Source organism: Polaromonas sp. CG_9.11 (assembly GCF_015752225.1).
GTDB lineage: Bacteria > Pseudomonadota > Gammaproteobacteria > Burkholderiales > Burkholderiaceae_C > Polaromonas.
On the sequence record NZ_JADOVE010000012.1, the window covers coordinates 43,136 to 60,531 of the forward strand.

At 62.4% G+C, this 17,396-nt stretch carries 12 protein-coding genes and 1 tRNA gene; 7 read left to right on the forward strand and 6 right to left on the reverse strand.

What is annotated here, in order from left to right:
* Window positions 1-37: 37 nt before the first annotated feature.
* Both IWX85_RS11395 and IWX85_RS11400 read left to right on the forward strand, forming a co-directional pair.
* Entirely contained in the window at window positions 38-1,306 is a 1,269-nt protein-coding gene (locus tag IWX85_RS11395) for an aspartate kinase (RefSeq protein WP_196869800.1), read from the forward strand.
* A gap of 34 nt (window positions 1,307-1,340) precedes the next feature.
* Window positions 1,341-1,433: transfer RNA gene (locus IWX85_RS11400), tRNA-Ser, on the forward strand.
* A 70-nt stretch (window positions 1,434-1,503) separates the two neighbouring features.
* Here the strand turns inward: IWX85_RS11400 and IWX85_RS11405 are convergent.
* Window positions 1,504-2,145, reverse strand: a complete 642-nt coding sequence (locus tag IWX85_RS11405) for a TetR family transcriptional regulator (RefSeq protein WP_196869801.1) — start codon at window positions 2,143-2,145, stop codon at window positions 1,504-1,506.
* Between the two features lie 181 nt (window positions 2,146-2,326).
* On the opposite strand from IWX85_RS11405, the gene IWX85_RS11410 reads away from it, so the two are divergent.
* From IWX85_RS11410 to IWX85_RS11420, 3 genes are read left to right on the forward strand one after another with little or no spacing between them, the layout of a single operon-like run.
* Entirely contained in the window at window positions 2,327-3,634 is a 1,308-nt protein-coding gene (locus tag IWX85_RS11410) for an efflux RND transporter periplasmic adaptor subunit (protein WP_196869802.1), read from the forward strand.
* Between the two features lie 12 nt (window positions 3,635-3,646).
* Window positions 3,647-6,820, forward strand: coding sequence for an efflux RND transporter permease subunit (locus IWX85_RS11415; RefSeq protein WP_196869803.1), 3,174 nt, complete (start codon window positions 3,647-3,649; stop codon window positions 6,818-6,820).
* On the forward strand, window positions 6,813-8,279 hold the full coding sequence (locus tag IWX85_RS11420; protein ID WP_196869804.1) for an efflux transporter outer membrane subunit: 1,467 nt from the start codon (window positions 6,813-6,815) through the stop codon (window positions 8,277-8,279). Before IWX85_RS11415 ends, IWX85_RS11420 begins: the two co-directional genes overlap by 8 nt.
* A 45-nt stretch (window positions 8,280-8,324) precedes the next feature.
* Here IWX85_RS11420 and murI read toward each other — a convergent pair whose 3' ends face one another.
* Window positions 8,325-9,146 (reverse strand): glutamate racemase, encoded by an 822-nt coding sequence (gene murI, locus IWX85_RS11425; RefSeq protein ID WP_196869805.1) that lies wholly within the window; start codon window positions 9,144-9,146, stop codon window positions 8,325-8,327.
* A 106-nt stretch (window positions 9,147-9,252) separates the two neighbouring features.
* A complete protein-coding gene (locus tag IWX85_RS11430) occupies window positions 9,253-10,815 on the reverse strand; it encodes a fumarate hydratase (protein WP_196869806.1) in 1,563 nt (520 codons plus the stop codon).
* Between the two features lie 120 nt (window positions 10,816-10,935).
* Here IWX85_RS11430 and fumC point away from each other — a divergent pair, with 120 nt between their 5' ends.
* Complete coding sequence (fumC, locus tag IWX85_RS11435; protein ID WP_196869807.1) at window positions 10,936-12,333, forward strand: class II fumarate hydratase; 1,398 nt, start codon at window positions 10,936-10,938, stop codon at window positions 12,331-12,333.
* 23 nt (window positions 12,334-12,356) lie between these two features.
* A complete protein-coding gene (locus IWX85_RS11440; RefSeq protein WP_196869808.1) occupies window positions 12,357-13,646 on the forward strand; it encodes a DUF2254 domain-containing protein in 1,290 nt (429 codons plus the stop codon).
* 154 nt (window positions 13,647-13,800) lie between these two features.
* Here IWX85_RS11440 and proX (IWX85_RS11445) read toward each other — a convergent pair whose 3' ends face one another.
* The 3 genes from proX (IWX85_RS11445) to proW form a co-directional block, all read right to left on the reverse strand.
* On the reverse strand, window positions 13,801-14,814 hold the full coding sequence (proX, locus tag IWX85_RS11445) for a glycine betaine/L-proline ABC transporter substrate-binding protein ProX (RefSeq protein ID WP_196869809.1): 1,014 nt from the start codon (window positions 14,812-14,814) through the stop codon (window positions 13,801-13,803).
* Window positions 14,815-15,072: 258 nt separating this feature from the next.
* Window positions 15,073-16,083, reverse strand: coding sequence for a glycine betaine/L-proline ABC transporter substrate-binding protein ProX (gene proX, locus IWX85_RS11450; protein WP_231379708.1), 1,011 nt, complete (start codon window positions 16,081-16,083; stop codon window positions 15,073-15,075).
* A gap of 58 nt (window positions 16,084-16,141) precedes the next feature.
* Window positions 16,142-17,386: a glycine betaine/L-proline ABC transporter permease ProW gene (gene proW / locus IWX85_RS11455; protein WP_370584266.1), complete on the reverse strand. Its 1,245-nt coding sequence runs from the start codon at window positions 17,384-17,386 to the stop codon at window positions 16,142-16,144.
* Window positions 17,387-17,396 lie beyond the last annotated feature (10 nt).

The window sequence follows — 17,396 nt, forward strand, 5'->3', positions numbered from 1 at the left end:
AACCACTTCACCACCAACTCCTGATTGACCAACCGCAATGGCTTTGATCGTTCACAAATACGGCGGCACTTCAATGGGCTCAACCGAGCGCATTCGCAACGTTGCCAAACGCGTTGCCAAGTGGGCACGCGCCGGCCACCAGATGGTCGTGGTTCCCAGCGCCATGAGCGGCGAAACCAACCGCCTGCTGGGCCTGGCGAAAGAACTGGCACCCGCCAAATCCGATGATTCCTACAGCCGCGAACTCGACGCCCTGGCCGCCACCGGCGAGCAGGCTTCCAGCGCGCTGCTGGCCATTGCGCTGCAGGCCGAGGGCATGCAGGCGGTGAGCTACGCCGGCTGGCAGGTCACCATCAAGACCAACAGCGCTTACACCAAGGCGCGCATCGAGTCGATCGACGACCAAAAGGTGCGCGCCGACCTGAACGCCGGCAAGGTGGTCATCATCACCGGTTTCCAGGGCATGGACGAGGGCGGCAATGTCACCACGCTGGGCCGGGGCGGATCCGACACCTCGGCCGTGGCGATTGCCGCCGCGCTCAAGGCGCACGAATGCCTGATCTACACCGATGTCGATGGCGTGTACACCACCGACCCGCGCGTTGTGCCTGAGGCGCGCCGGCTGCATACCGTGAGCTTCGAGGAAATGCTGGAAATGGCCTCGATGGGCTCCAAGGTACTTCAAATCCGCTCGGTCGAGTTTGCCGGCAAGTACAAGGTGCCTCTGCGGGTGCTGTCCAGCTTTACCGCCTGGGATATTGACATCGACGACGAAGCCAAATCAGGCACATTGATCAGTTTTGAGGAAGACGAAAACATGGAACAAGCCATCGTATCGGGCATCGCATTCAACCGCGACGAAGCCAAAATCTCTGTGCTTGGCGTGCCCGACACCCCGGGCATTGCCTACCAGATTCTGGGCGCCGTGGCCGAGGCCAACATCGAAGTCGATGTGATCATCCAGAACATCAGCAAGGACGGCAAGACCGACTTCAGTTTTACCGTGCATCGCAACGACTTTGCCAAAACCCTGGAGCTGCTCAAATCGAAGGTCGTGCCCGCACTGGGCGCGCAGGAAGTCACCGGCGACGCCAAAATCTGCAAAGTCAGCATCGTCGGCATTGGAATGCGCAGCCATGTTGGCATTGCCAGCAAGATGTTCGGCGTGCTGGCCGAGGAGGGCATCAACATCCAGATGATCTCTACGAGCGAAATCAAAACCTCGGTCGTGATCGATGAGAAATACATGGAACTTGCAGTGCGGGCGCTGCACAAGGCATTTGACCTGGATCAGCCCGTGAACTGAAACAGCACCTAAGTCGTGCGATAATGTTTGAATTGGAAACGTGACCGAGTGGCCGAAGGTGCTCCCCTGCTAAGGGAGTATGGGGTGTAGAGCCTCATCGAGGGTTCGAATCCCTCCGTTTCCGCCAAATTCAACGCGCAATCCTCACAGGTTGCGCGTTTTTTTGGTTCATTCCGTTTGTAATCGCGCAGGTTTTTCTACTCGACGCTGAACCCAAGGCCTTTGAAGTAAATGTCCATCGTGCTTTGACCGGCTTCCTGCAGGTCGAAGGCTTGTGGGTCGAGCAGCCAGTTTTGTATCAACCCGTCAATCAGCGCGTGCAACCCTCGCGCAGCCAGTGCACTCGGCACGGACAGCTTGAGGTTTTTCTGTCGCGAGGCGGTGTCAAGCCCTTGGGTAACCCGGCATAAAAAACCATTGCAGGCGGTCAGGTGCCGAAGGCGAATGTTTCGGATGCCTTCCATGTATTCCACCTTTTGCGTGGCAATCTCCAGGACGCGGCGTGTCTGCGGGTCGTTCACGATTTGATGGAGCGCTTTCAGGATTGCGCTTCTCGTGTGCGTGAGTGCCTGGGTGCCGGAGTCGCTGTTGGTTTCCTCCGGGCTCTGTTCGTGGCTGAAGTAGCTTTCAAGGGGCAGCGTGACCCGCTCCATCATGGCGTCAAAGAGGTCGGCCTTGTCCTTGAAATGCCAATAAACGGCACCGCGCGTGGCTCCAGCGTGAAGGGCAATGTCCTGCAGCGTGGTGCTTGCGACGCCTTGGGATTGAAACAGTCCTTCCGCTGAATCCAGCAGTTTGTTTCGCGTTTCGCGTGCTTCCTCTTTGGTTCTGCGGGCCATGGACATCTCCTGAGATCAATTACGTATGGTTTTACATACATTCAAAAACGTATGTAAACTATAGCATCGTAAACCCTTGCTCCCCTATCATTGGATTTTTGGTTTTTGGCAGATTCGTTTTGCCTCTGCCGGAACCACGCAATTTTTTTGTGCCTTTTCTTCTAAAACCCCAGGAACAGATATGCCTATGCCCAGCATTGCCCGTACTTTTTTGCCCATCAGGTTCGGGCGTCAGCTGTCGCTTGTAATGGCTGTTGTTCTTGCATTGTTTGTGGCTGGCTGCGGCAAGGGCGCTGCACCGGCTGCGGCTCCGAGCGCGGCGCGGCCACCGCCCCAGGTCGGGGTGGTAACGGTCACGCCAGGCGATGTGGGCCTGGTCACCGAATTGCCCGGCCGTCTGGAAGCTTCGCGCATCGCGCAGGTGCGGGCGCGGGCGGCAGGCATCCTGCAAAAGCGGCTGTTCCGCGAAGGCAGTGACGTGAAGGCGGGCCAGCCGCTGTTCACGATCGATGCTGCCCCGTATGCTGCTGCGGCCGCCAGCGCGCGTGCCGGACAGGCACGCGCCGAGGCCAACCTGGCGCAGGCGACGGCGCTGGCCGAGCGCTACAAGCCGCTGGTCGAAGCCAACGCCATCAGCAAGCAGGAATATGCCAATGCCATCGCCGCGCAAAAGCAGGCGGCGGCCGACGTGGCCGTGGGCAAGGCGAATGTGCAGACCGCCAGCATCACGCTGGGTTACGCCTCGGTGAAGGCGCCCATTTCAGGCCGCATTGGCCGCTCGCTGGTGACCGAAGGTGCGCTGGTCGGGCAGGGCGAGGCGACGCAGCTGGCCGTCATTCAGCAGATCAATCCGATGTATGTGAATTTCACGCAGTCGGCTTCCGACGTGATGAAACTGCGCTCGGCCATGGCCAGTGGCCAGTTCAAGCGGGCCAGCGGCCCCGAGGCGGCCAGCGTGCGCATCATGCTGGAGGACGGCAGCGAGTACGCCCAGCCCGGTCGGCTGCTGTTTTCCGACCTGACGGTTGATTCCACCACCGGACAGATCACCTTGCGAGCCGAAGTGCCCAATCCGCGCGGGCAATTGCTGCCCGGCCTGTATGTGCGCGTGCGGCTCGAACAGGCCCAGGCCACCAATGCCATCACCTTGCCGCAGCAGGCGGTCACGCGAACGGCGCAAGGCGACACGGTCATGGTGGTGGGCAGCGATGGAAAAGTCACGCCGCGAACGATCAGGATCGGCTCGTCCAAAGGCCCCCAATGGGTGGTGCTGGACGGCCTGCAAGCCGGTGAGCAGGTGATGGTCGATGGCTTTCAAAAGCTGCAGATGATGCCGCCCCGTACGCCGGTCAAGGCCGTGCCATGGCAACCGGCAGGCGCTGCTTCGTCGCCGGCCGGCACCGCTTCCGCGCCTGTCGCTGGCGCCGCGGCGCCGGTGGTTGCTGGCGCTGCGCCTTCGGCTTCTGCCGCGTCCGACGCCGCGAAGTAAGGAGCACACCGCATGGCCAAGTTTTTTATTGACCGACCCATCTTTGCGTGGGTGATAGCCCTGTTCATTCTGGTGCTGGGCAGCGTGGCTGTCACGCAACTGCCGATTGCCCAGTATCCGCCAGTGGCGCCGCCTTCCATCGTGGTGACGGCCAGCTACCCCGGCGCTTCTGCGAAGACCCTCGAAGACAGTGTGCTCAGCGTGATCGAGCGCGAGATGAACGGCTTGCCAGGCCTTATTTACATGGAGTCGGTTTCCCAGGCCAACGGCAGTGGCACGCTGACGCTGACCTTCGAGACCGGCACCAACCCCGACCTGGCACAAGTCGATGTGCAAAACCGCCTGTCACGCGCCGCGCCGCGCCTGCCGCAGGCGGTGACGCAGCAGGGCGTTCGGGTGGACAAGTCGCGCTCGAATTTCCTGCTGTTCACCATGCTGTCGTCCGCAAACCCGGCGATCGACCCGGTGGCGCTGGGTGACTATGCCTCGCGCAACGTGATTCCCGAGCTTCAGCGCCTGACCGGTATCGGTCAGGCGCAGCTGTTTGGCACCGAGCGCGCCATGCGCATCTGGATAGACCCGGCCAAGCTGGCGGGTTTTGCGCTGTCATCGGCCGATGTCACCAGTGCCATACGCGCCCAGAATGCCCAGATCGCCTCCGGCACGATTGGCGATCTGCCCAATGTGGCCGGCCAGGGCATCGCCGCCACCGTCGTGATCAACGGCCAGCTCTCCAGCGTCGAGCAGTTCGGCGACATCGTCTTGCGGGCCACCACCAACGGCTCGACCGTGCGCCTGAAGGACGTGGCCCGCATCGAGCTTGGCGCGCAGACCTATGCCACCTCGGCGCGGCTGAACGGCAAGCCTGCCACCGGCATCGGCCTGCAACTGGCGGTGGGTGGCAATGCGCTTGATGCCGCCAAGGCGGTGCGCGCCAAGATGGAGCAGCTCAAGCCCTACTTTCCACCGGGCGTGAACTATTCGATTCCCTACGACAGCTCGCGCTTTGTCAGCATCTCCATCAAGCAAGTGGCCGAGACGCTGGTCGAGGCGGTGGTGCTGGTGTTTTTGGTGATGTTCCTGTTCCTGCAGAACTGGCGCTACACCATCATCCCGACCATCGTCGTGCCGATTGCCCTGCTGGGCACCTTCGCCACGCTGCTGGCGCTGGGCTTTTCCATCAACGTGCTGACGATGTTCGGCATGGTGCTGGTGATCGGCATCGTGGTCGATGATGCCATCGTGGTGGTCGAGAATGTCGAACGCATCATGAGCGAGGAAGGCCTGCCGCCACTGGAAGCCACGCGCAAGGCTATGGGGCAGATCTCGGGCGCCATCATTGGCGTCACCGTGGTCCTGATCTCGGTGTTTGTGCCGCTGGCCTTTTTTGCCGGCTCGGTGGGCAATATCTACCGCCAGTTTTCCGCCGTCATGATCGCGTCGATCGGCTTTTCAGCCTTCCTGGCGCTGTCGCTCACGCCTGCACTGTGCGCCACGCTGCTCAAGCCGGTGGAAGCCGGCCATCAGCATGAAAAAACCGGTTTTTTCGGCTGGTTCAACCGGGGGTTTTCGCGCACCGCCAAGGGGTATGAAAGCCTGGTCGCGCGTCTTTTGAAGCGCGCCGGTCGCTACCTGATCATCTACGCGGCCATCATCGGCGTGGTGGCGCTGGTCTACACGCGTTTGCCGACGTCCTTCTTGCCTGCCGAAGACCAGGGCACGCTGCTGGTCAACGTGCAACTGCCGCCGGGCGCCACGCTGGAGCGCACCCGCGCCGTGATGGAGCAGGTCGAAGGCTTCATGCTCAAGCAGCCCGAGGTCGAGGGCATGGTCGGCGTGCTGGGTTTCAGCTTCTCCGGTCAGGGCCAGAATGCCGGCCTGGCTTTCGTCACGCTCAAGGACTGGTCCGAGCGCAAGGACGCCAGCCAGCAGGCCGATGCGCTGGCCGGACGGGCGTTTGGCGCATTCTCGCGGATTCGCGATGCGTTCGTGTTCCCGCTCAGCCCGCCGCCGATTCCCGAACTCGGTTCGGCCAGCGGCTTTACCTTTCGGCTGCAGGACCGCTCGGGCGCGGGTGGTGATGCGCTGCTGGCCGCGCGCAACCAGCTGCTCGGCATGGCGGGCAAGAACCCGGTGCTTGCGCAGGTGCGGCCCGATGGCCTGGAAGACGCGCCGCAGCTGCAGCTCGACATTGACCGTGACAAGGCCAACGCCCTGGGCGTGAGCTTTGAGGCCATCAACTCGGCACTGTCCACCTCGCTCGGTTCGAGCTATGTGAACGACTTCCCGAATCAGGGCCGTTTGCAGCGCGTCGTGGTGCAGGCTGACGCGCCGGCCCGCATGCAGCCCGACGACCTGCTGCAGATCAACGCCAGCAACAGCAAAGGCGAGTCGGTTCCGCTGTCCGCCTTTGCGACCACGCACTGGGCCAAAGGTCCGATGCAGACGGTTCGCTACAACGGCTATCCGGCGATGCGCATCAGCGGCGCCGCCGCGCCAGGCTACAGCACGGGCGCGGCCATGGCCGAGATGGAAAAGATGGCGGCCCAGTTGCCGCAGGGCTTCGGCTTTGAATGGAGTGGCCAGTCGCGCGAGGAAAAGCTCGCCGGCTCTCAAGCCATGATCCTCTATGGCTTTGCCATCCTGGCGGTGTTCCTGTGCCTGGCTGCGCTGTATGAAAGCTGGTCGATTCCGCTGGCGGTGATCCTGGTCGTGCCGCTGGGCGTGGTGGGCGTGCTGCTGGCGACCTTGTTCCGGGGGTATGCCAACGACGTGTATTTCCAGGTGGGCCTGATCACCATCATCGGCCTGTCGGCGAAGAATGCGATTCTGATCATCGAATTCGCCAAGGACCTGCAGGCGCAGGGCAAGGGCGTGGTCGAGGCGGCGCTGACCGCCGCGCACCTGCGGTTCCGGCCCATCATCATGACATCGCTGGCCTTCATGCTGGGCGTGCTGCCCCTGGCGATTGCCACCGGCGCAAGTTCCGCCAGCCAACGGGCCATCGGCACCGGCGTGATTGGCGGCATGATCACCGGCACGGTGCTGGCGGTGCTGTTCGTGCCGGTGTTCTTTGTCGTGATTCGCGGCTTTTTCAAGGGCAGCGCACGGCAGCAGCAAATCTACACCGAGCATGCCAGGGCGGCAGGCGTGGGCGGACAAGAAGGAAAGCCAGCACATGACTAAGACCAAAATTTTCCAACGCCTTGCCGTGAGCATTGCGGTGCTGCTGGCCGGCTGCTCGATGATTCCGACCTACGAGCGTCCGGCCGCGCCCATCGCCACCGACTGGCCCGCGCTGGGCGCTACCGCCGCTGCGTCCGCAACGACCAGCAACGGCATGGCCGCTGCCGACATCGAATGGCAGGGATTTTTCAGCGATGCCCGGCTGCGCCAGCTGATCGACGCGGCACTGCGCAACAACCGCGACCTGCGCGTGGCGGTGCTCAACATCGCGCAGGCCAGGGCGCAGTTCCAGATTCGCCGGGCCGACCAGTTTCCGACGATTGGCGCTGTCGCCACCGGTTCGCGCCAGCCTGCGGCGAACGAACGCATCACCAGCGTCTACACCGCGGGCCTGGCGATGACGTCTTACGAATTCGACTTTTTCGGCCGTGTCGCCAGCCTGAAAGAAGCCGCGCTGGGCCAGTACCTGGCCACCGAGGAAGGGCACAAGTCCGCGCAGATCAGCCTGGTCGCGGCCGTCGCCAACACCTACCTCAGCCTGCTGGCCGATGAAGAGCTGATCGGCATCACGCGGCAGACGCTGGCCACGCGCGAGGACTCGTTTCGCCTGAGCCAGCTGCGCTTTGACAATGGCGTGAGTTCGGAGCTTGATGTTCGCCAGTCCGAGTCGCTGATCGAGGCGGCGCGCGTCTCGCTGGCGCAGCTGACGCGCCAGCGCGCGCAGGGCCAGAACGCGCTGGTCTTGCTGCTGGGTCAGCCGGCCACCGGCGAGCTGGCTGTGGCTTTGCCAGCGGGCAAGGGCCTGGCCGACATGCCGGTGATGGTTGACGTACCGGCGGGCTTGCCGTCGGACCTGCTGACGCGACGCCCCGACGTGCGCCAGGCCGAGCAGTTGCTGTTGGCGTCCAACGCCAATATCGGCGCGGCGCGGGCAGCGTTTTTCCCGAAAATTTCGCTGACGGCCAGCGCTGGCAGCGCCAGTTCGCACCTGGGGGATTTGTTCAAGAGCGGCAGCTTTGGCTGGACGCTGGCGCCCCAGCTGTTCCTGCCGATTTTTGACGCCGGCCGCAACCGCGCCGGTCTGGAGTCGGCCAAGGTGCAGCGTGACATTGCCGTGGCGCAGTACGAAAAATCCATCCAGACGGCGTTCCGCGAAGTCGCCGATGCGCTGGCCGGCCGCGCCACGCTGGGCGAGCAGTTGCGTGCGCAGCAGGCGCAGGCCAATGCCGAAGGCGTTCGCTACAAGCTGTCCAACCTGCGCTACCAGAACGGCATTGCCAGCCAGCTCGACCTGCTCGACGCGCAGCGCTCGCTGTTCACGGCGCAGCAAGCCGTGGTGCAGACCCGGCTGGCGCAACTGCAAAGCCAGGTCACGCTGTACAAGACGCTGGGTGGAGGGTGGAAGGAGCCGGGCGAGGCGATGCCGGTGGTGAATGCAGCGTTGCCGCTCAAACCTTAGCCTGAAAAAGACCGTTTGCGCATATCCGGCATGCACTAACAGCTATTAAATAGATAGCAAATCGACAGACGCCGAGAGATTCAGCCAGCGCCGGGCGGCTGACTGCAGGGACTGTGGATCGCCGGTCGTGAACAGGCTGACCCGGCCCGGTGGCGCATTCGCCGCCCTCAAGCAAGCGGGCAGACGCTGCCGTGTCTGCCGGGCGACTGCTTCGCCGTTGTCGAGCAGACGCACGCCGGGGCCGAGCAGGGCGCGCAACTGCTCGCTGGCCAGCGGGTAGTGCGTGCAACCCAGCACCAGCGTGTCGATCTGGTCATTTTCAGTGCCAAAAATCCCTGCTGCGCTGATGTGGCGGGCGCAGAGTGCTATGGTTTCCGATGTGTCGCCAGTTGGCGCGCTGCGCTCGATGGCGTGCGCCAGTCCATCACAAGGCTGCAGGACGAATGTCATGTTGGCGGCTTGTGACGCCAGCAGCGCCTGGAACTTGGCGCTGCAAAGCGTGCTCCGGGTCGCAAAAACGCCGATACGCCCGGTGCTGCTGAGCGCCACGGCCGGCTTCAGCGCCGGCTCGACGCCGATCAGCGCCAGCCCGGGATACTCGGAACGCAATAAGTGGATGGCGGCTGCCGTGGCCGTGTTGCAGGCTATCACCAGCGCCTTGACGTTGTGGCTGACCAAATATTGAGCGATGGCGCGGGAACGGGCGAGCACATGCGCCGTGTCGCGCTCGCCGTAGGGCGCATGGCCGCTGTCGGCGATGTAGATAAAGTTCTCGTGCGGCATGTCGGCACGCAGCGCCTTCAGCACGCTCAGGCCGCCAATGCCGCTGTCGAATACGCCGATGGATTGGCCCCCACGTTCACTCACTGCGTGCAGCTCTCTGCCCCCCGAGGGGGCTGCTCCACCTGCGGACTGGCAAAGCCGGATCCGCGGCCCTTGCTTGAAGGGGACGCCTCACGCATTTCGGCGCGGTTCAAACGCTGGTAACGGCAATGTCCTTGAACTCGTTCATGGCAATGCGTTTTTGCCACTCTGCAGGTCCGGTGATGTGCGCGCTGGTGCCGCCCGAATCGACCGCCACGGTCACCGGCATGTCCACCACGTCGAATTCATAGATCGCTTCCATGCCCAGATCGGCAAAACCGACAACTTCGGCATGCTTGATGGCCTTGGACACCAAGTAGGCCGCGCCGCCCACGGCCATCAGGTAAGCGCTTTTGTGCTTTTTGATGGCTTCGATGGCGACCGGGCCGCGTTCGGCCTTGCCGACCATCGAGATCAGGCCGGTCTGCGCCAGCATCATTTCGGTGAAGCCGTCCATGCGCGTCGCCGTCGTCGGACCGGCCGGGCCCACCGCTTCGCCCTTGACCGGATCAACCGGGCCAACGTAGTAAATCACGCGGTTGGTGAAATCGACCGGCAGCTTTTCACCCCTGGCCAGCATGTCGGCAATGCGCTTGTGCGCGGCGTCGCGGCCGGTCAGCATCTTGCCGTTGAGCAGCAGCGTCTCGCCCGGATTCCAGCTGGCGACCTCTTCTTTCGTCAGCGTGTTCAGATTGACCTTCTTGCTCTTTTTATAGTCAGGCGTCCAGTTGACGTCAGGCCAGGTGTCGAGCGACGGCGGCGTCAGGTACACCGGGCCGCTGCCGTCCATCACGAAATGCGCGTGGCGCGTGGCGGCACAGTTGGGGATCATCGCGACCGGCTTGCTGGCCGCGTGCGTCGGGTACAGCTTGATCTTCACGTCGAGCACGGTCGTCAGTCCACCCAGGCCCTGCGCGCCGATGCCCAGGGCGTTGACCTTGTCGAACAGTTCCAGGCGCAGGGCTTCAACCTTGGTCAGCGTTTCGCCGCCGGTCTTGGCGCTGGCGGCCTTGGCCTGCAGCTCGTACATGTCCAGGTCGTCCATCAGGCTTTCCTTGGCCATCAGCACGGCTTTTTCAGCGGTGCCGCCAATGCCGATGCCGAGCATGCCGGGCGGGCACCAGCCGGCACCCATGGTCGGCACGGTCTTCAAGACCCAGTCAACCACCGAGTCCCCGGGGTTGAGCATGGCCATCTTGCTTTTGTTTTCGGAGCCGCCGCCCTTGGCCGCAACCGTGACTTCGACCGTGTTGCCAGGCACGATTTCGGTGAAGATCACGGCTGGCGTGTTGTCCTTGGTGTTCTTGCGGTCGAACTGCGGATCGGCCACGACGCTGGCGCGCAGCGTGTTGTCGGGATGGTTGTAGCCTTGGCGAACGCCTTCGTTGATGGCGTCGTCAATGCTGCCGGTGAAGCCGTCCCAGCGAACGTCCATGCCGACTTTCAAAAACACATTGACGATGCCGGTGTCCTGGCAGATCGGCCGGTGGCCGGTCGCGCTCATCTTGCTGTTGGTCAAAATTTGCGCAATGGCGTCTTTGGCGGCGGGGCTTTGCTCGCGTTCATAGGCGCGCGCCAGGTGGGCAATGTAGTCGGCGGGGTGGTAGTAGCTGATGAACTGCAGGGCAGCGGCCACGGATTCGATGAGGTCGGCTTGTTTGATGGTGGTCATGGGCTTGGGTAGGTGGAGTGGATCGAGGCAACGCCCGCTGACGGGGTTTGCTTTTGATTACTTTGATTCGCGGCTATGCTGAAACATCACCCTCCATTTTGACAGGTCAGGCCTTACACCATGAGTTCAGCTGCCACCACCCGCACCGAACGCGACACTTTCGGCCAGATCGACGTTCCGGCCGACCGTCTCTGGGGCGCGCAAACCCAGCGTTCCTTGAAAAATTTCGATATTTCCGGCGAACGCCAGCCGGTCGAGCTGATCCGGGCGCTGGCCAAGGTCAAGCGCTCATCGGCCTTGGTCAACCAGGCGCTGGGCCTGCAGGACGAGAAAAAAACCCGCGCCATCGTGGACGCGGCCGATGAAGTCATCGCTGGCCGGCATCCGGACGAGTTTCCGCTGGTGGTCTGGCAAACCGGTTCGGGCACGCAGACCAACATGAACATGAATGAAGTGCTGGCCAACCGCGCCAGCGAATTGCTGGGTGGCGAACGCGGCGATGGGCGGCTCATCCATCCGAATGACGATGTGAACCGCAGCCAGTCGTCGAATGACGTGTTTCCCACGGCGATGCATGTGTCGGCGGTCATCGGCATCACGAACCGGCTGCTGCCGGCGCTGGAAAAGTTGCGCAGCACGCTGGCGCAAAAGGCGCTCGACTTTGATGGCATCGTGAAAATCGGCCGCACGCATTTGCAGGACGCTACGCCCTTGAGCCTGGGCCAGGAATTCTCGGGCTACGTGACCCAACTGGCGCACGGCGAAAAGCATGTGCGCGATGCGCTGCCGCACTTGTATGAACTGGCGCTGGGCGGCACGGCAGTCGGCACCGGGCTGAATGCACCGAAAGGCTATGCCGAACAGGTTGCGGCCGAACTGGCGCTGCTGACCGGCCTGCCTTTCATCACCGCGCCAAACAAGTTCGAGGCGCTGGCGTCGTGCGACGCGCTGGTGCATGCCCACGGCGCGCTCAAAACCCTGGCCGCCAGCCTCATGAAAATCGCCAACGACGTACGCTGGCTGGCCAGCGGCCCGCGCAGCGGCATTGGCGAACTCAGCATTCCGGAGAACGAGCCCGGCTCGTCGATCATGCCGGGAAAGGTCAACCCGACGCAAAGCGAAGCGCTGACCATGCTGGCCGCGCAGGTGTTCGGCAACGATGTGGCGATCAACTTTGGTGGTGCGTCCGGCAACTTCGAGCTGAACGTGTTCCGGCCCATGATTGCGTACAACTTTTTGCAAAGCGTTCGTCTGCTGGCCGATGGCATGGTGAGCTTCAACGACCACTGCGCCATTGGCATCGAGCCAAACCGCGAGCGCATTGCCGAGCTGGTCAGCCGCTCACTGATGCTGGTGACTGCGCTGAACCCGCACATCGGCTATGACAAGGCGGCGTTCATTGCCAAGAAGGCGCACAAGGAAGGCACCAGCCTGCGCGAGGCGGCGCTGGCCTCGGGCCACGTCACGGCCATGCAGTTCGATGCCTGGGTTGATCCGGCCAGCATGACCGGTCGGTAGGCGCTCCGGGCGATACTTCCTGCATGTCGGAAAAGCTTCTCTATCTGCTGCAGCGGCTGCTGCACAAAACCTGGGTGCGGTGCGCGCTGTTTTCGCTGGTGGCGTTGCTGGCGGTGACGCTGGCAAAGGTCCTCGGGCCGCTCATTCCCGAAGACATTGCGTTCAAGCTGGGGTCTGACTCCATTGGCAGCCTGCTCAACATTTTGGCCACCAGCATGCTGACCGTGTCAGTTTTTTCTGCCAGCACCATGGTGGCCTCGTTTTCGGCCGTGGCCAGCACGGCCACGCCGCGTGCGTCCCAGCTGTTGATCGAAGACAACACCATCCAGAATGCGCTGGCCACGTTTGTGGGGGCTTTTTTATACAGCGTGATCGCGCTGGTCGGGCTCAATGCCCAGATTTATGGCGGCGGTGGGCGCTTGGTGCTGTTTGGTTTCACGCTTCTCGTCTTGCTGGTGGTGGTGGTCGTGCTGTTGCGCTGGCTGGACTATCTGTCGGTGCTGGGGCGCCTGGGCGAAACCATCAGCCGGGTCGAATCGGCCACCACCAAGGCGATGGCGCAGCGCCTGAAAAAGCCTTTCATGGGCGGCCTGAAGCAAACCGAAGACGCCCGTGGCGAGCACACCCTGCGTGCGCCGGCCACGGGTTTTGTGCAGCATGTGTCGATGGATATCTTGCAGGAATGCGCGAAGCGCACCGACGCCATGATTCACCTGCATGTCCAGCCGGGGGACTTTGTCGAGACCTCAATGGTGATTGCCAGCAGCACGCGATTGCTTGACCAGAAAGACTGCAAGGCATTGGCTGACGCCGTGTTGATTGGTGCGGCAAGAACCTTCGACCACGACCCGCGTTTTGGGCTGCGGGTGATGGGCGAGATTGCTGCGCGCGCCTTGTCGCCGGCGGTGAATGACCCCGGCACGGCGATTGAAGTGCTGGCAACCGCCGTCAGGACGATGATCTACTGGGTTGATGAACAGCGGGCGCAAATCAAGTGTATGGAATCCGATGCTTCCCAGGCAAACCATCCCGAGTTCGACCGTGTGTCCGCGCCGAATTTGCACGAGGCAGGCATGTTGACCGATGTGTTTGATCCGCTGGCCCGGCATGGCGCGCTGGCGGTGGATGTGGGCGTGGCGCTGCAGCACGCGCTGGCCTCCCTCAGGCGGCTGAACCACACGGCATTCAACGCGATGCTTGATCATCTGTCCCGGGATGCGATCCAGCGGGCCAAGCATGCCGGCCTGTACGAGCCGGACCTGGAGTGCCTGCGTGAAGCCGCGCTGTCAGAACGTCAGGCCTGGCCCGGCTGAACCGGCTGCGAGATGCGCGGTGCCCATTGGCCAAAAGCCAGGGAAGAATGGCGCTGCTTAACAAAATTTGAAGCCGCCATGAAAAAAGCGCTGCCGCTATGGTTTAAATAGCTGACAGCGCCCGTCCTGCTTGCGCAGAAGGCATTATTAATGCTTATTTGGCAGCAGCCATGGCCTGTGCGATCCAGCCGTCAAAGGTTTTCTGGTGCCCCTTGATCCAGCCATCGGTATGGCGTTCGATGTCTCGCTGCTTGTTCTCGCCATCATTCAGGCGCCTGTTTTGCGAGCTGATGTCGCCAATCGGCAGCACCATGACTTCAAACAGCTTGGCCGCCGCCGGGTTTTTTTCGACAAACACCTTGTTGGCCACGATGTACTCGTTGTTCAGCGGAAAGCCGTAGTTCTTGCCATTGGCCTGCTTGGTGTCCATGCCAGCCTGTACGCCAGGCATGGCCGAAAACGGCACTTCCAGCCACACTGATTCCTGGCCAGGGCGCAGCACATTGCTCAGCCAGTATGGCGTCCACGCGTAGTACAGCACAGGCTTGCCGGCCTTGAAGCGGGCCACGGTGTCAGCGATCAGCGCGGGGTAGTTGCCCTGCGTGTAGGTGACGGTGCCCTGCAGCTTGAAGGTGGTGAGCTGATGCTCGACGACGGCTTCACCGCCCCAGCCGGCACTGGGGCCCACCAGGTTGGCCTTGCCGTCGCCAGTGATGTCAAACAGCTTGGCCAGTTTCGGGTCTGCGAGCTGGCCGATGCTGGTGATCTTGTACTGGTCGGCAGTTTTCTTGTCAATCATGTAGCCCTGGACCGCACCGGCCGAGTAAACGCCCTTGCGCGACATCTTGGCATCGGCGCCGGCGTTCTTGTAGAACTCGGCGTGGTGCGGGTTCCAGTGGTTGGCCATAAAAGTAGCGTCGCCGTTGGCCACGGCAATGTGGGCCGTGGGGTATTCGACTTCCTTGATCGGGCTGACGTCGTAGCCGAGTTTTTGCAGGGCACGGCTGACCAGCAGGGTCTGGAAGGTTTCCTCGGTCAGCGCGCTTTGCAGCGGCTGTACCTTGACGCCTTTGCCGGGCAGGTCGGCGGCGGCATGTGCTGCCAGGCCCAGGGTCAGCAGGCCTGCGGCGAGCAGGGTTCGGGTGAAGTTGCGGGTGTTGATCATCATCTGTTGGACGGGTTCCTTTTTGAGTGAAGTGAGGGCGGACAGGTTGTCCCGTGGTGGAAGTCACTGCCCGCGCCCGGCCCATTCCCACATCGCACCAGTGCTATTGATTGCATAGCTGCTTGTGCAATGTGGATGGGCGCTAGAGGCTAATTTTCTTGATCAGATGCATACCTGAGACATCGAGCACTGGATTCCCGCCTTCGCGGGAATGACAGGGAAGAAAAGTCTGAGACCAGTAGCCAATCAGGCTGATTTGACTTACTTTTTAGCAACAGCCATGGCTTGTGCAATCCAGCTGTCAAAGGTCTTTTGGTGGCCTTTGATCCAGGCATCGGTGTGGCGGGCAATGTCTGCCTGCGTGTTTTCGCCGTTCTTCATGCGCTGGTTCTGTGCGTTGATGTCGCCGACGGGCAGGCGCATCACTTCAAACAGCCTGGCGGCCGACGGGTTCTGGTCGGTGAAGGTCTTGTTGGCCACAATGCGCTGGGTGTTCAGCGTGAAGCCGTAGTTCTTGCCATTGGGCAACTTGGTGTCGAGCTTGGATTGCTCGCCGGGCAGGGACGAGTACGGTACTTCGAGCCAGACCACATCCTTGCCAGGACGCAGCACGCCGCTGACCCAGTACGGGGTCCAGGTGTAGTACAGAACCGGCAGGCCTTTTTGGAAGCGCGTGATGGTGTCGGCGATCAGTGCCGAGTAGGTGCCCTGCGCATGGGAGACGCTGTCGCGCAAGCCGAAGGCGGTGAGCTGGTGCTCGATCACGGCTTCGCATCCCCAGCCTGGGTTGCAGCCGGTCAGGTCGGCCTTGCCGTCGCCTGTGGAATCAAACAGCTTGGCCAGCTTGGGGTCTTTGAGCTGGTCGATGTGGGTGATGTTGTATTTTTCAGCGGTCTTTTTGTCGATCAGGTAGCCCTGCGCGGCATTGCTGGAGTACACGCCCTTGCGAAACAGCTTGGTGTCGCCGCCGCCGTTCTTGTAGAAGTCGGCATGCAGCGGGTCCCAGTGGTCGGCCAAAAAGGTGGCGTCGCCGTTGGAAATGGCAACGTGGCCAGTGGCCGCTTCGATCTCCTTGATCGGCTGCACATCAAAACCCAGTTTTTCCAGCCCGCGGCTGACCAGCAGGGTCTGGAAGGTTTCTTCGGCAATCGCGCTTTGCAGCGGTTGAACCTTGACGCCCTTTCCGGGCAGGTCGGCGGCGGCATGGCCAGCCAGTCCGAAGGCCAGCAGGCCGCCGGCAATCAGGGTGTGCGTGAAGTTGCGAGTGTTCATCATCAGGAAGAATCCTTTTCAAGGGTTAAAGAAAATGGCGGTGGAGACAGGGGAACGGTTACTGGGCAACAGGCGTGATTGAGGCTGGCGCTGGCTGACTGGATTTGAGCAATGCCCAGACCAGGCCGGCCGGGCCGGTTTGCCACCAGTGGCGCACACCCCGGCGTGGTTGGCCCAGGGACTGGGTGATGCGGTCCAGCGTGATGGCCAGCAGCACGATCCCCAGCCCGCCGACGGTGGCCAGGCCCATGTCGAGCCGGCCAATGCCGCGCAGCACCATCTGGCCCAAGCCGCCCACGGCGATCATCGAGGCGATCACCACCATGGACAGCGACAGCATCAGCGTCTGGTTGACACCGGCCATGATGGACGGCATGGCCAGCGGCAGCTGTACCTTGAGCAGCATCTGCAGCGGCGAGGCGCCATAGGCGCGGGCGGCCTCGATCAGGTCAGGCCGTACCTGGCGAATGCCCAGGTTGGTCAGCCGAATCAGCGGCGGCAGCGCAAAGATGATGGTGACAATCACGCCAGGAACGTTGCCAATGCCGAACAGCATCACCACCGGCACCAGGTAGACAAAGGCGGGCGTGGTCTGCATCGCGTCCAGCAGCGGACGTGTCAGGCGCATGGCGCGGTCGCTGCTGGCCAGCAAAATGCCTGCCGGCAGGCCCACCACCAGGCAAAACGCCAGCGAAGTTAGCACCAGCGACAGCGTCACCATGGCTTCGGGCCAGATGCCCAGCATTGCCACCAGCAGCAGCGACACGACGGCACCAATGGCCAGCGCGCGGCCCGTGAACTGCCAGGCCAGCAGGCCGATGAAGGCAATCATTGCCAACGACGGCACGCTTTGCAGCAAGCCTTCAACGCCGGTCAGGGTGCTGTCAATCGGCCCGCGCACGGCCTGGAAAAAGGGACGGAAGTTGTCCACCACCCACTCCAGCCCCTGATTGATCCAGCTCTCAACGGGCAATGAGCCGTCCCACAGTTGCTGGATCTGAAAGCCGGTGACGGCCTCGGCGTCCATCGCGGGCGCATCAAGCCAGTCGCTGGCACCGCTGACGGTTTCTGTCGGTTGCGTGGCGGTTTGCCATGCGTCTGCAGGGGCGGCGGCCGGCGCGCCTTCGACCGGCATCCCCCAGGCATCGAACTGTGCCGGCGCCGAACTGCCGCTGTCAATGGCGACAGTGGACTCTATCGGCATGCCCCAAGGGTCGAGTTGCGGCGGTGCGGCTGCCGTTGCAGGCGCTCTGTCATTGATGGTGGTCAGGGTGCTGGAGGTGTTGGTTTCGTTCATGGGCATTCTTTCAGGA

Bases quoted from the DNA above. Each gene is read 5' to 3' on its own strand.
- IWX85_RS11395 (WP_196869800.1), top strand. From the start codon at position 38: ATGGCTTTGATCGTTCACAAATACGGCGGCACTTCAATGGGCTCAACC.
- IWX85_RS11405 (WP_196869801.1), bottom strand. From the start codon at position 2,145: ATGGCCCGCAGAACCAAAGAGGAAGCACGCGAAACGCGAAACAAACTG.
- IWX85_RS11410 (WP_196869802.1), top strand. From the start codon at position 2,327: ATGCCTATGCCCAGCATTGCCCGTACTTTTTTGCCCATCAGGTTCGGG.
- IWX85_RS11415 (WP_196869803.1), top strand. From the start codon at position 3,647: ATGGCCAAGTTTTTTATTGACCGACCCATCTTTGCGTGGGTGATAGCC.
- IWX85_RS11420 (WP_196869804.1), top strand. From the start codon at position 6,813: ATGACTAAGACCAAAATTTTCCAACGCCTTGCCGTGAGCATTGCGGTG.
- IWX85_RS11430 (WP_196869806.1), bottom strand. From the start codon at position 10,815: ATGACCACCATCAAACAAGCCGACCTCATCGAATCCGTGGCCGCTGCC.
- fumC (WP_196869807.1), top strand. From the start codon at position 10,936: ATGAGTTCAGCTGCCACCACCCGCACCGAACGCGACACTTTCGGCCAG.
- IWX85_RS11440 (WP_196869808.1), top strand. From the start codon at position 12,357: ATGTCGGAAAAGCTTCTCTATCTGCTGCAGCGGCTGCTGCACAAAACC.
- proX (WP_196869809.1), bottom strand. From the start codon at position 14,814: ATGATGATCAACACCCGCAACTTCACCCGAACCCTGCTCGCCGCAGGC.
- proX (WP_231379708.1), bottom strand. From the start codon at position 16,083: ATGAACACTCGCAACTTCACGCACACCCTGATTGCCGGCGGCCTGCTG.
- proW (WP_370584266.1), bottom strand. From the start codon at position 17,386: ATGCCCATGAACGAAACCAACACCTCCAGCACCCTGACCACCATCAAT.